12 protein-coding genes and 2 riboswitches are annotated in these 13,486 nt (G+C 69.0%); all 12 genes read right to left on the bottom strand.

Features of this window, described 5'->3' with window-relative positions; translation table 11 throughout:
• Positions 1 to 9: 9 nt before the first annotated feature.
• Positions 10 to 2,835 carry an aminomethyl-transferring glycine dehydrogenase gene (gcvP, locus tag QGN31_RS13440; protein WP_201409360.1) on the bottom strand — a complete coding sequence of 942 codons (2,826 nt, stop codon included), beginning with the start codon at positions 2,833 to 2,835 and terminating at the stop codon, positions 10 to 12.
• A 52-nt stretch (positions 2,836 to 2,887) separates the two neighbouring features.
• Positions 2,888 to 3,014: riboswitch (glycine riboswitch) on the bottom strand.
• A riboswitch (glycine riboswitch) is annotated at positions 3,015 to 3,112 on the bottom strand.
• A 61-nt stretch (positions 3,113 to 3,173) separates the two neighbouring features.
• Positions 3,174 to 3,803 carry a MerR family transcriptional regulator gene (locus QGN31_RS13435; protein WP_008256979.1) on the bottom strand — a complete coding sequence of 210 codons (630 nt, stop codon included), beginning with the start codon at positions 3,801 to 3,803 and terminating at the stop codon, positions 3,174 to 3,176.
• A gap of 255 nt (positions 3,804 to 4,058) precedes the next feature.
• Positions 4,059 to 4,553, bottom strand: coding sequence for a bifunctional nuclease family protein (locus tag QGN31_RS13430; protein ID WP_008256980.1), 495 nt, complete (start codon positions 4,551 to 4,553; stop codon positions 4,059 to 4,061).
• 111 nt (positions 4,554 to 4,664) lie between these two features.
• Complete coding sequence (gene ftsR / locus QGN31_RS13425) at positions 4,665 to 5,414, bottom strand: transcriptional regulator FtsR (protein ID WP_008256983.1); 750 nt, start codon at positions 5,412 to 5,414, stop codon at positions 4,665 to 4,667.
• Positions 5,414 to 5,887: a glycogen accumulation regulator GarA gene (garA, locus tag QGN31_RS13420; RefSeq protein WP_014382626.1), complete on the bottom strand. Its 474-nt coding sequence runs from the start codon at positions 5,885 to 5,887 to the stop codon at positions 5,414 to 5,416. Before garA ends, ftsR begins: the two co-directional genes overlap by 1 nt.
• Before the next feature lie 238 nt (positions 5,888 to 6,125).
• Entirely contained in the window at positions 6,126 to 6,524 is a 399-nt protein-coding gene (gcvH, locus tag QGN31_RS13415) for a glycine cleavage system protein GcvH (protein WP_008256987.1), read from the bottom strand.
• Between the two features lie 27 nt (positions 6,525 to 6,551).
• Positions 6,552 to 7,364, bottom strand: coding sequence for a DUF881 domain-containing protein (locus tag QGN31_RS13410; protein WP_008256990.1), 813 nt, complete (start codon positions 7,362 to 7,364; stop codon positions 6,552 to 6,554).
• 24 nt (positions 7,365 to 7,388) lie between these two features.
• On the bottom strand, positions 7,389 to 7,721 hold the full coding sequence (locus QGN31_RS13405) for a small basic family protein (RefSeq protein ID WP_008256991.1): 333 nt from the start codon (positions 7,719 to 7,721) through the stop codon (positions 7,389 to 7,391).
• A 52-nt stretch (positions 7,722 to 7,773) separates the two neighbouring features.
• A complete protein-coding gene (locus tag QGN31_RS13400; RefSeq protein ID WP_038536441.1) occupies positions 7,774 to 8,685 on the bottom strand; it encodes a DUF881 domain-containing protein in 912 nt (303 codons plus the stop codon).
• Positions 8,678 to 9,307: a CDP-alcohol phosphatidyltransferase family protein gene (locus tag QGN31_RS13395; protein WP_201407371.1), complete on the bottom strand. Its 630-nt coding sequence runs from the start codon at positions 9,305 to 9,307 to the stop codon at positions 8,678 to 8,680. The genes QGN31_RS13400 and QGN31_RS13395 overlap by 8 nt, the downstream gene beginning before the upstream one ends.
• Before the next feature lie 93 nt (positions 9,308 to 9,400).
• A complete protein-coding gene (secA2, locus tag QGN31_RS13390; RefSeq protein WP_009957618.1) occupies positions 9,401 to 11,725 on the bottom strand; it encodes an accessory Sec system translocase SecA2 in 2,325 nt (774 codons plus the stop codon).
• Between the two features lie 37 nt (positions 11,726 to 11,762).
• A complete protein-coding gene (locus tag QGN31_RS13385) occupies positions 11,763 to 13,406 on the bottom strand; it encodes an acetolactate synthase (RefSeq protein WP_201359128.1) in 1,644 nt (547 codons plus the stop codon).
• Positions 13,407 to 13,486: the final 80 nt, after the last annotated feature.

Raw genomic sequence — 13,486 nt, 5'->3', positions numbered from 1 at the left:
ACCCCGCCGTCAGGCGAACGCCTCCACGGGCGGGCACGAGCAGACCAGGTTGCGGTCGCCGTAGGCGCCGTCGATGCGGCGCACCGGCGGCCACACCTTGGGCCGGAAGTCCTTGCCCAGCGGATAGGCGGCCTCTTCGCGGGTGTACGGGTGGTCCCACTCGCCGATGACCAGGCACTCGGCCGTGTGCGGGGCGCCGCGCAGCGGGTTGTCGTCGACGGACCACTCCCCTGCACCCACCCGATCGATCTCGCGGCGAATCGCGATCATGGCCTCGCAGAAGGCGTCGACTTCGGTCAGGGTCTCGCTCTCGGTGGGTTCCACCATCAGCGTGCCGGCCACGGGGAAGCTCATCGTGGGCGCGTGAAAGCCGTAGTCCGCCAGGCGCTTTGCGACGTCGTCGACGGTCACGCCGGTGTCTTTGGTGATGCCGCGCAGGTCCAGGATGCACTCGTGGGCCACCATGCCGTTCTCGCCGGTGTAGAGCACCGGGAAGTACTCGTCAAGGCGACGGGCGATGTAGTTGGCCGAGGTGATCGCGGTCAGCGACGCCGCGCGCAGACCTTCGGCGCCCATCATCCGGATGTAGGCCCAGCTGATCGGCAGGATCGAGGCGGACCCGTACGGCGCCGAGGACACCGGATGCCCGTGGGGCAGCTCGGGGGCGTGCGGGTGCCCGGGCAGGAACGCCGCCAGATGCGAACGCACGGCTACCGGCCCGACGCCCGGCCCGCCGCCCCCGTGCGGAATGCAGAACGTCTTGTGCAGGTTCAGGTGGCTGACGTCGCCGCCGAACTTCCCCGGCCGCGCCAGGCCGACCAGCGCGTTGAGGTTGGCGCCGTCGACATAGACCTGGCCCCCCGCGTCGTGCACCGCGGCACAGATGTCGGCGATGTCGTGCTCGTAGACGCCGTGCGTGGACGGGTAGGTGATCATCAGGGTCGACAGCCGTTCCCCGTGTTCGGCCACCTTGGCGCGCAGGTCGTCGAGGTCCACGTCGCCGTTGGAGTGGCAGGCCACCACCACCACCCGCATCCCGGCCAGCGCCGCCGACGCCGCGTTGGTGCCGTGCGCGCTCGACGGGATCAGGCAGATGTCGCGGTGCGGTTCGCCGCGGCTGGCGTGGTAGTCGTGGATGGCCAGCAGGCCGGCGTATTCGCCCTGCGAGCCGGCGTTGGGTTGCAGCGAGACGGCGTCGTAGCCGGTGATATGCACCAGCCAGGTCTCCAGGTCGGCGATCAGACGCCGCAGCCCGGGGGTGTCGGAGGCCGGCGCGAACGGATGCTGGCGGGCGAATTCCGGCCAGGTGATCGGCTCCATCTCGGCGGCCGCGTTGAGCTTCATCGTGCAGGAGCCGAGCGGAATCATGCTGCGGTCCAAGGCGATATCTTTGTCCGCCAGGGTGCGCAGGTAGCGCATCATCGCCGTCTCGGTGCGGTACTGGGTGAAGGCGGGATGGGTCAGGAACTCCGAGGTGCGGGTGATGACGCCGGCGCACACCGGCTCGGCCGGTTGCACCCCGAAGGCCTCGAGCACCGCGGCGACGTGTTCGTCGGTGGTGACCTCGTCGCAGGCCACCGACACGTGGTCGTCGTCGACGCGCCACAGGTTGATGCCCTTGGCTTTGGCCGCGGCGATCACCTCGGCGGCGCGGCCCGGCACGCGGGCCAGCACGGTGTCGAAGTACTTGTCGTGCACCAGCGCATCACCGAGCGCGGCGGCGATCGCCTCGGCGTGAGCGTGCACGCGGCGCGCGATCGCGGTCAGCCCCTCGGCGCCGTGGTAGCTGGCGTACATCGCGGCCATGACCGCCAGTAGCACCTGCGCGGTGCAGATGTTGCTGGTCGCCTTGTCGCGGCGGATGTGCTGCTCGCGGGTCTGCAGCGCAAGCCGGTAGGCCGGGTTGCCGTCGGCATCCAGCGAGACCCCCACCAGCCGGCCGGGCAGTTGGCGCGCGTGGTTGGCGTGCACGGCCAGGTAGCCGGCGTGCGGTCCGCCGAATCCCATTGGCACACCGAATCTTTGGGTGGTACCGAAGGCGACGTCGGCGCCGATCTCACCGGGAGGCGTGATCAGCGTGCACGCGAGCAGGTCGGCGCCGATCGCGACCAGCGCGCCGCGGTCGTGGGCCTGCTGGACCAGAGCCGTCCAGTCGGTGACCCGGCCGCCGGCGCCGGGCAGTTGGGCGACGACGCCGAAGAAGTCGCCGTCGGGCAGGCCCTTCCGCAGGTCGGCGGTGACGAGCTCGATGCCCAGCGGCTTGGCGCGGGTGGCCAGAATGGCCGCGGTCTGGGCGAAGACGTCGGCGTCGACGGCCAGCCGGTTGCTCTTGCCGCGGGCCGCGCGGTGCATCAGCGTCATGGCCTCGGCGGCGGCGGTCCCCTCGTCGAGCATGGAGGCGTTGGCGACCTCGAGGCCGGTCAGGTCGGCGACCATCGTCTGGAAGTTCAGCAGCGCCTCGAGCCGGCCCTGGCTGATCTCCGGCTGATACGGCGTGTACGCCGTGTACCAGGCGGGGTTCTCCAAGATGTTGCGCAACAACACCGGCGGCGTGAGCGTGTCGTAGTAGCCCTGACCGATCATGGACACGGCCACCGTGTTGGCGTCGGCCAACGCCCGCAACTCTGCCAGCGCCTCGGTCTCGCTGGCCGGTGCCGGCAGGCGGTCAAGTCCCGGCGCGGCGCCGTTGTCGGCGAGCCGATCCAGGATGCCCGCCGGGACCGCCTTGGACGCCAGCTCGTCGAGGGAGTCGACACCGATCACGGCGAGCATGGCGGCGACGGCCTGGCTGTCCGGGCCGATGTGCCGGGCGGCGAACGTGGATTGATCGGGCACTGGAAACTCCTGGGTAGGCGTGCGACGACGGATCGAGGCAGAGGACGAACGGCCCTCTCCCTCTGTCTTCACCCTGCGCCGGGCGCCTGAGAGATTCGGCGCCGGATGCCTGTCCCGGGCGCCTTTCCCCATCGGCGGGTGTCGACCCGCCGGGTCGTCACCGCTTTCCAGAGGCATCATTGTTTCGCGCGGTCCGGGTGCCTGAGAGGTTGACGGAGAGGTGTTGCTCCTTCGGCGTCCGTGACTGGCCGTCACGGAACTCTCCCGCTCGAATACGATGCGCGGCCCAGTTTACTCGGCCACGGGTGCGCGCGGTCGCGCGCTGTCGGGGCGCGCCGTCAGCCGATCTTGCGGTCGCGGTGCTTGCGCCGGGACGCCAGCTCGTCCTCGGGTTCGGCGATCGACTCGCCGCCGTCGGCCCGCTCGCCCGGGAAGTCGGCGATGACGCCGGTCAGCTCGCGCATGGCGCCGGACACGGCGATGCCGAACACGCCCTGCCCGCCCTGGAGCAGGTCGACGACCTCTTCGGCCGACGTGCACTCGTAGACGGTGGTGCCGTCGGAGAACAGGGTGATGTTGGCCAGATCCTGAACACCGCGCTGCCGCAGGTGGTCGACCGCGACGCGGATGTTGTGCAGCGAGATGCCGGTATCGAGCAACCGCTTGACGATCTTGAGAACCAGGATGTCTTTGAACGAGTAGAGCCGCTGGCTTCCGGAGCCCGCCGCGCTGCGGATCGACGGGACCACCAGCGAGGTGCGCGCCCAGTAGTCCAGCTGCCGGTAGGTGATGCCGGCGATCTGGCACGCGCTGGGACCGCGGTAGCCGACGAGTTCGTCGGGCACGGAGTCGTCCGGGAACAGGCCGGGCTGCACGGGGGGGCCGGCCGCGGTGATGCTGCGGTCGCTACTCGCGTCGGTGCCCTGCTCAGCTAGGTTGAGCTGTTCTTGGCGTGGCTGCTCGCTCACGGTGGTTCCTCTCCGCGATCGCGCTCTCGTCGTTAGCTGCGTTGTTGGCTGCACCGCAGCCACGTCTGCTCAGGCCCGAGTGCTAGTGAGCTTACGCTTTCCGATAGCCGCCGCGCCTGAAGTCGTGATCAAAGTATGGCCGCCCCGGGGCCAACTGGGCGGGCTATCCGCCAGCGTGTCGACATCACGTTGCCAGTTGAGACGGATCCGTGATGTCCCCACCAGGTTAGTCGAGCGCGATCCGCCCGGAGCGCGCTAGGTGGCTTTGAAATCGTCGGGAGACACGCTGTCGAGAAATTCCTTGAACTTCTCCACCTCGTCCTCGCGGACGGCGGTGCCGCCCTCTTCGTCGGTCTCGTCGGGGATCAGCAACCCGGCCTGGGCAAGCACGGGTTCCTCGACATAGATCGGGACGCCGACGCGCAGCGCTATCGCCACCGAATCCGAGGGCCGCGCCGACACGGTGATGTTGCGGTCGAACACCAGGTCGGCGTAGAAAGTGCCTTCCTGCAGATCGACGATCCGCACCTCTTTGAGCGAATGCCCAAGCGCGGCAATGACATCCCTGATCAGATCGTGCGTCAGCGGACGAGGCGGCTCGACACCCTGCTGCTCGAGGGCGATGGCGGCAGCCTCCGACTGGCCGATCCAGATCGGCAGGTAACGGTCACCGTCGGTTTCGCGCAGCAACAACACCGGCTGGTTTTGCGGCTGCTCTACGCGAATGCCGACAACACGAACCTCACCCATTTGTGTCTGTCCTCCGCATTCGTGGCGCCGGTTGGATTGGCATTCCCAGCGGCGGCGAGGTCAAAAATCCGCCCTACCGCCGAAACCAAGCTGTCGACCGAAGTCTAGTCCTCAGCGATCCAGAACGTCGCGAACGGCGGATTTGATCAACGACGTGTGCAACGTGATGGCCAGCGCCGCAACTTCGCGCGCCAAATCGTCGGCGCGATCCCGGGCACCGGCCTTGTTGGCTTTGACTACCGGCCCGGCGATTTGGGCGATCAAATCCGACTGCCGGTCCGCCGCCGACCGGAATGCGCGCAGATGCCGCGGCTCGACGCCGTAGTCCGACAGCGCCCGCGCGCATTGCAGGATCACGACGGCGTGCTCGTCGAAGAAACCCGCGGGACCGGTGGTGATGACGCCGGCCTTGAGCAAGGCCGTCAGCAGGTCGTCGTCCACGCCCGCACGCGCCAGTAGGTCTTCGCGGCTCAGCCGGACGTGCGTGGCCGCCACCGCCGAGGTGTCCGCTCCCGCGTCCGCGCCGGCCTCCCCGCTTCGGTTCACCGACACCAGGCGCGGGACGGCATAGGAGGTTTTGAACGGCGGTAGCTCGCCGTCGGGCTGGGCGTCCAGTTGCGCCCGGATGACCTTCAACGGCAGGTAGTGATCACGCTGCGCGGTAAGGATGAAGCGCAACCGCGCGCAGTCGTACGCGGTGAACCTCCGGTAACCCGACGCGGCCCGTTGCGGCGTCACCAGCCCCTCGGCCTCCAAGAAGCGAATCTTGGAGATGGTGACATCGGGGAAGTCCGGCCTCAACAATTCCAGGACCGCCCCGATCGACATCCCGGCCAGTGCCGAGCTATCGGGTGCGCTCACTAGCCCGAAGATCCTCCATCCTCACCCTGCTTGGGTCCGGTCAGAAACACCAAGCGGAACTTGCCGATCTGCACTTCGTCGCCGTTGGCCAGCACCGCGGAGTCCACGGGCTCACGGTTGACGTAAGTGCCGTTGAGACTACCAACGTCGACGACGCTGAATTCGTTGTTTTCCAACCTGAATTCGGCGTGGCGGCGGCTGACGGTCACGTCGTCGAGGAAGATGTCGCTGTCCGGGTGCCGGCCCGCCGACGTGGTGGGCTGGTCGAGCAGGAACCGCGATCCCGCGTTGGGACCCCGTTTGACGACCAGCAGCGCCGAACCCGCCGGGAGTCCCTCGACCCCGGATACCGCGCTTTCCGTGCCCGCCTGCGCGGGTGCGTCGAGCTCGTTGAGGAAGTCGGCGCGAAAGACAGAGGTCGTCTCTACCGTGACTTCGTCCGAATTCTGGTCTTGCTGACTTCCTGAGTCCATGTCCGTCACGCGCTGCTCCTCACTGGCCGCTGTGGCGTTGTCTGTCCGGGCCGCTCGGCCGGCCTCCGCACCAGGTCTTGTTGCCCGGTATGCCGGTCTTCAAAAGGTAGATCTGTCGACGGTACCGCGCACCGGCCTGCAATGCGCCCACCACTTGGCGATCCGAAACGTCGGTTCCCCCACGTGCCGGCTGCACCGTCGGCCTCGCCGTGCGAGGCTGCAGGGACATTAGCAATCGTCATTCGGTCAGCGTTCCGCGGTAGGCCTCCGCGTCGAGCAACGACGAAATGGCGGACTCCACTTCGGCGACGTCGGATACCTGCACATCCAGCAACCACCCGGCCCCGTACGGATCGGAGTTGACCAGTTGCGGGCTGCCTTCCAGATCGGTGTTGACGGCCGACACTTTGCCCGAGACCGGGGCGTACAGGTCCGACACCGATTTCGTCGATTCGACCTCGCCGAACGATTCACCGGCGGTCAGCTCCGCGCCCACGTCGGGCAGCTGAACGAACACGACATCGCCCAACGCCGACTGTGCAAAGTCGGTGATGCCCACCCGCAGTGTGTCATCGCCGCTTCGACGAACCCATTCGTGTTCGGCGGTGTAGCGCAGATCGGGCGGGATATCGCTCACGAGTGATCCTGTCTGTTCGGGAATTGCTCACTTGACGGGCTGAGCGTATTGGTGCGGTTTTGGTTGCCGCAAGGTGGTCACGTCCACCCGGTCGGCCTGCTGGACGGACATCCGCGCCCCGACGCGCTTGACCGTGTCCTGCGCGCCGCCGGGAATGTTCATCGCCGCGGCCAGGGTGGGCGGATCACCAATCGCCAGAATCGAATACGCGGGCGACAGCGTTTTGGAGTCGACGGTCAGCGACCCCGGCGCACCCGCGACCCACGTGTCGACGCCCACCCGCACGGACTGGTGGGCGTCGTTGACCTCGATCGCCTCCGCGCCCGCCGCGCGCAACTCGTTGATCACGTCGAGCATCGCCTCGGGGGAAACCCCCGGCCCGGGGTCCTCGATCGTGACGGTGACGCCGGGCCCGGTGGCGCCCACGGCGCCGACCAGGATGGACAGCGCCGCCAGCCGGGATTGGGCGGACTGGATGGCGGCCTGGTCGTTGTTGCCGGACGCCTGCAGCGAATTCAGCGTGTTCTCCAGCTCGTTCACCTCGCTGCGGAGTGTGCCCTCGCGCTGCCGCAACGAATCCAGCAGCACCAACAGGTCGGCGGGGCGTGCCGTGTCCAGCGAATCGCCCGATTCGGTCTGGCGAACCTGGGTGACGATGGCGATCCCGAGAAGCAGACACAACAGGACGGCCAGCGTGCCGAAACCCAGGCGGGAGCGGCCGCCGCGCAGCATGCCGGACAACCCGCCGCGGGGGTGTTTCCCGCGCTGTTCGTGACGCCCGTGTGGCGCGGCCTGATCCGGCGCCGCGCCGGCGTCGCGATCCGTCGGATCCTGACTCACGCTGAGCTCGATCGGGTCATGGCGTCACGCCCCGAACAGCCGGCGGCGCAGGGCCGCCGCGTTGCCGAAGATGCGGATACCGAGCACGACGATGATGGCCGTCGACAACTGGGTGCCCACCCCCAATTGGTCGCCGACATAGACGATGAGCGCGGCCACGAAGACGTTGAACACGAACGAGATCACGAAGACCTTGGGGTCGAAGATCCGCTCCAGATAGGCACGCAACCCGCCGAACACGGCGTCGAGCGCCGCGACCACCGCGATCGGCAGATAGGGCTGCACGACTTCGGGCACCGAGGGGTGAAAAACCAGGCCCAGCGCGATGCCGATCGCCAGCGCCGCGATACCGATCATGCGGGGTTTCCCGTCTCGCACAGGCGAAACTGTGTGTTCGGGACTTTTCTCACTATGGCCCAATCTGCTTGGCGAACTTGACATCCCGGACGGATCCGGCGGGCAGCGAAAGACCGTCGGCAACATCCACCGTAACCACCACACCGTAGGAAATCTCCAGCAGCCTCAGGCGCTGCAGCCCCGGGCTGTTGTCGAAGACGTCGCGCATCGAGCGCGGCGGCCCGATCGCCAGGATGGTGTACGGACTGCTGGTCGGGTTGTTGTCGACGAGGATCGCGCCGCCGGCCTGCCGGATGGTCACGTTGGGCCCGATCCGCACGCCGCCGACCGAGACCGCCTCGGCGCCGCTGGCCCACAACGAGTTGACGACCAGCTGCAGGTCGCGGTCGAGGATGATCTGCCTGCTGCCGCCGACCCGCTGTTTGGACACGTCGGAAAGGTTCGGGCTGGCGCCCGGATCGGTCACGGTCAACTTCAGGCCGGGACCGATGATCGCCGTGCTGGCGGCCGCCACGCTGAGCGCGTCGAGCCGTTTCAGCAACCGCTGCCCCTCGGCATCGTCGGCCAGCACGCGGCGCTGCACGTCGTCGAGTCGTGTCGAGAGCTGGTTGCGCCGCTGCGCCAACTGCGTCGCCGAGCCTTCCATCGCCCGCACGTTGCCCAACAGCAGTTGCTGGGCGTCACGCACCCCGGGGGCGACCGAACGGGCCTGCGCCACCGCGGCGGCGAAAACCGTGGCGATGAGGAGCGCGGCCAGGGCCTGCCACAGCCAACCGAACGCGCGCTGGCGTCCTTCGGTGGTAGCTCGCTTGGCCGCCGCCGCGGCGTAGCCGGGATCCAGGTGCTCGGACAGCAGCGCGCGCAACAGCGAGGGCACCGGAATCTGTTGCGGCCGGGCCGCCACGTGCGCGCTGTGACCGGCGTTGGGGTCATAGCCGCCGAGCCGGCGGTCCACGTCAGCCATGGTCGGTCGCCTTCGCCACGGCCGGCGGGCGCGACCCGCGATCGACCTTGGGCATGCGGCGCAACACCAGTGTCATCTGGACCGCATACTGCACGAACGCCCACAGGTAGCCGTACAAGCCCCAGATCAGGAACGCCCATCCGCAGGCGCCCACCACCCGGCTCCACAGCGCGTCCCACGTGCCCAGCAGCACCAGCGGAAAGCCCGACATGAGGGCGAACGTCGCGGCCTTGCCGATGTAGGTCACCGGCAGCGCCGAGAGACCCCGGCTCCACAGCAGCGGCAGCGTCGCGGCCAACAGGCCATCGCGTGCGAGCAGGATCGCGACGAACCACCACGGCACGATCCCGCTGAACGCCATCACGACGGGAACGGCGACCATGTAGAGGCGGTCGACGGCGGGGTCGAGCAGCACGCCGAGCCGCGAGGACTGATTGAGCAACCGCGCGATCTTGCCGTCGGCCCAGTCCGAGGCGCCGCTGAACATCAGGATCGCGACCGCCCATCCGTGGGCGTGCACGACCAGCAAGGCGTAGACGAACACCGGAATGAGCGCCAGGCGGATGGCGCTGAGCGCGTTGGGGACCGTCAGCACCCGGTTGGGCGGAAGCACCGGCTCCATGAGCCGTGACCTTAACGCGACTCCACGCCGAGCGCCCGGCTGGGCGCACACTCGAGCGCGAACGCCCGGCTGGCCGCACGCTCGGCGGGTGGTCTAGCGGAACACGCCGGGCAGGCTCAGGGTGGACAGCGTGTCATCCGACAGCGGGTTGTCGTTGACCATGTACGTCCACGTCGACGTCGGCCGCGCCAGCTTGGACAGGTCCAGTCCCGGCTCCTCCTCGAGGACGTTCGCGGTCTCGAAGGTCTGCTGGGCCGCCTCGATCGCGTCGGCGGCCAGCGACGCGAACGCGTCGACGGCCAACCGGTGAAACTCGTCCAGCGGGTTCTGCCGGCCCAGCGCCCGCAGGTGGATGCTCTCGCGGATGTCGGCCAGGTAGGCCAGATGGTCGGCCCAGCCGCGGTCCAGGTGATAGAGCATGATCTGCCGGCAGATCGTCTCGAGGCGTTCTTCGGAGATCTCCTCGGCCAGTTCCTCGTAGCGCTTGGGCGCCAGCTCGGCGAGCTCCTCGCGCGCGGTCGCGGTGCGCAGCAACGTATTTCGCCGATCGACGATGATGGCGCGCTGCTGGGCGATCAACTGGTTGTAGCGCCAGGTGTTCGCGTGCACGTCGAGCATGCGGCCCTCGGCGACCCGCTGGGCGTGGTCGAGCAGCCCGGCCGCCTTGGGGCTGACGATCCGGCCGTCCTCGTCGGTCTCCATCGGCAGTTTGTTGTGGTCCAGGTTGGCCGCCACGACGTCGTCTTCCCAGCTGGAGAAGAACACCGACGACCCCGGGTCGCCCTGCCGCCCGGCGCGGCCCCGCAGCTGGTTGTCCAGCCGCTCGGTGTGGTGCCGGCCGGTGCCCACGACGTGCAGCCCGCCCAGCTCGGCGACGCGGTCGTGGTCGGCCTCGTCGGAGCCGCCGAGCCGGATGTCGGTGCCGCGCCCGGCCATCTGCGTCGACACGGTGACCACGCCGAACTTGCCGGCCTCGGCGATGACCTGGGCCTCCTCGGCATCGTTCTTCGCGTTGAGCACCACCGCGGGCACGCCGCGGCGCAGCAGCCGTTCGTGCAGGTCCTCGGACTCGGCGACATCGCGGGTGCCGACCAGCACCGGCTGCCCGGTCTCGTGGACGTCGGCGATGTGCGCGACGATCGCGTCGTTCTTGGCCGCGCCGGTGATGTAGACCCGATCGGACTCGTCTTCGCGAATGTTGGGCTTGTTCGGCGGGATCGGCGACACACCGAGCTTGTAGAACTGGCGCAGCTGCTCACCGGCGGCCAGCGCGGTGCCGGTCATGCCGCACACGGTGGCGTAGCGGTTGATCAGCGCCTGCACGGTGATGGTGTCGAGCACCTCGCCGGTTTCGGTGGTCTCGATGCCCTCCTTGGCCTCGACGGCGGCCTGCAGCCCGTCGGGCCAGCGCTGCAGCTGGGCGATGCGTCCGCGCGAGGAGTTGATCAGGTGCACCGCGTCGTCGCGCACGATGTAGTGCACGTCGCGCTGCAGCAGCACGTGCGCGTGCAGCGCGACGTTGACCTCCGTCAGCGTGGTGCCGACGTGCTCCTCGGAGTACAGGTCGATGCCGCCGAGCGCCTTTTCGACCTTGCGCGCGCCGGCGTCGGTCAGGTGGACGTTGCGGCTGTCGGAGTCCGTGTCGAAATCGGTGTCGGCGTTGAGTTCACCGACCAGCTTGATGATTTCGAGCCGCGGGGTCTCCCGATGCGTGGTTCCCGCCAGCACCAGCGGCACCAGCGCTTCGTCGACCAGCACCGAGTCGGCCTCGTCGATGAGGGCCACGTCGGGGTTGGGCGACACCAGGTCGTCGACGTCGGTCACCAGCTGATCGCGCAGCACGTCGAAGCCGATTTCGTTGACCGAGGCGTAGGTGACGTCGCAGCCGTACGCGGCCCGGCGCTCCTCGCTGGTCGATTCTGCGGTGATCCAGCCGACCGACAGCCCCATGGCTTCGATCAGCGGACCCATCCATTCGGCGTCACGGCGCGCCAGGTAGTCGTTGATCGTCACCACGTGCACGTGCCGCCCGGCGATCGCGTACCCGGCGGCGGCGATCGCGCCGGCCAGGGTCTTGCCCTCGCCGGTGGCCATCTCGATCACGTCGCCGGCCAGCATCCGCAGCGCCCCGAGCAGCTGAACGTCGAACGGCCGCAACCCGCTCGCCCGTTCGGCGGCCTCGCGGGCGATGGCGAGGAACTGCGGGATGTCCTCGGAGTCGGCGAGGTCCTCGAGGTTGAGCAGCCCGGCCGCCTTGCGCAGCTGCTCGTCGCTCAGACCGGCCGCCTCGCCGTCGTATTCCGAGGAGTCGTTGACCTGGGTGAGGGAGCGGCTGCGGTCCTTTTCGGTGCTGGCGCCGAGCAGCTTCCAAAAGCGGCTGCTCAGCCGTCCGGGTTGAGCGCGGGTCGTCTTAGGCACAGGTCAACGGTACGCGGTGGGCTGCGGCGCCCACTCATCATGCGAGGTTGGATCGGCGTGGATAGGCGATGTCCGGGTCGGTGAGCACGTTGACGACGGCGGGCATTCCGCTGGCGAAGGCGCGCTCCAGGGCGGGCCGCAGCTCGCCGGGTGCGGCCACCCGCTCGCCGTGGGCGCCCAGGGCGCGCGCCACCTCGTCGTAGCGGGTCCCCGGGCGCAGTTCGGCCACCACCGAATAGCCGTACAAGGCTTCCATGGGGTGCTTTTCCAGGCCCCAGATGCCGTTGTTGCCGATCACGGACACGACGGGCACGTTGTGCCGGACCAGCGTGTCCCATTCCATGCCGCTGAAGCCGAACGCGCCGTCGCCTTGCAGCAGCACCACCTGGCGCTGCGGCCGGGCCAGCTTGGCGGCCAGGGCGTAGCCGGGCCCCGAACCCAGGCAGCCGAAGGGGCCGCTGTCCAGCCAGCACCCCGGCAGGTAGCTGTCGATCACCCGGCCGGCGTAGGAGCCGAAGTCGCCGGCATCGATGACGACGATGGCGTCGCGGTCCAGCATGGGCGCCAACTCCGCGTACACCCGCATGGGGTGCAGCGGGACGCGGTCGTCGGCGAGCTCGGCGTTCTCCTTGGCGCGCGCGGCGGTCTCGGCCGCCCGGAGTTCCTCGACCCAGTTTCGGTGCCCGGCGCCCCCGGCGGTGGCCAGCGCCGCCAGGATCGTCAGCAGGTCACCGTAGAGCTCGGCCTGCACCGGCCGCGGATGGCGGCGCTCGGGTTGGACACGGTCGACCACGACGAGCTGGGTCTGTTGCCCGAACACCGCACCGAAGCCGAGCCGGAAATCCATCGGCACGCCGACGATCAGCGCAATGTCGGCCTCCCCCAACGCTTTTCCGCGAACCCGGGAGAACGCCATCGGGTGGTCGGCCGGGACCGCGCCGCGGGCCATCCCGTTCATCAGCACCGGGATCTGGAGTTCCTCCGCCAGGCGCAGCAGCGCGGCTTCGCCGTGTCCCCACCACACGTTGGTGCCGGCCATGATCACCGGGCGCTTCGCCGCGGCCAGGAGACCGACGGCCCGGGTCAGCGCCCGGTCATCGGGCGCGGGCCCGGGCGGCACGTCGACGAGCGCCCCCGGGCGCGGGTCGTCGTCCGACATGGAGAACACGTGGTCCATCGGGAAGTCGACGAATCCCACGCCCGACGGCGCGCCGACCGCGGCGCGCAACGCGTCATCGACGAGCCGCCCGGCGTCGGCCGCCGATTGCGCGGTGGCGGCGAAGCGGGCCAGCGGCGCGACGAACGGCACGTGGTCGATCTCCTGCAGCGAGCCCATCCCCCAGCGCTGGGCCGGCGCCCGGCCGCCCAGCACCACGAGGGGCGACTGGTTCTGCTGCGCCGCCGCCATCGCGCTCATCCCGTTGGTGACGCCCGGCCCCGCGGTCAGCGCCGCCACGCCCGGGACCCTGGTCACCTTCGACCAGCCCTCGGCGGCGAAGGTCGCGGTCTGTTCGTGGCGGGTGTCGATCAGCCGGATACCCTCGTCGCGGCAGCCGTCGTAGATCGAGAACAGGTGACCGCCGGACAGCGTGAAGACGGTGTCGATTCCGCTGGCTTTGAGCCGGCGCGCGACGAGTCGGCCGGCATGTACGGTCTGGCTGGACGGAGCGTCGATGCTCATCTGCGCAGCCTATCGACAACCGCTCGGGTAGCTTGCGGGCTCGGGTAGCTTGCGGGAAAGTGCCGACCTCAGAAGGAGAC

This window comes from Mycobacterium sp. 2-64, assembly GCF_035918375.1.
GTDB lineage: Bacteria > Actinomycetota > Actinomycetes > Mycobacteriales > Mycobacteriaceae > Mycobacterium > Mycobacterium intracellulare.
The sequence above is the reverse complement of the archived record's forward strand: the minus strand, read 5'-3'. Positions and strand labels throughout refer to the sequence as shown.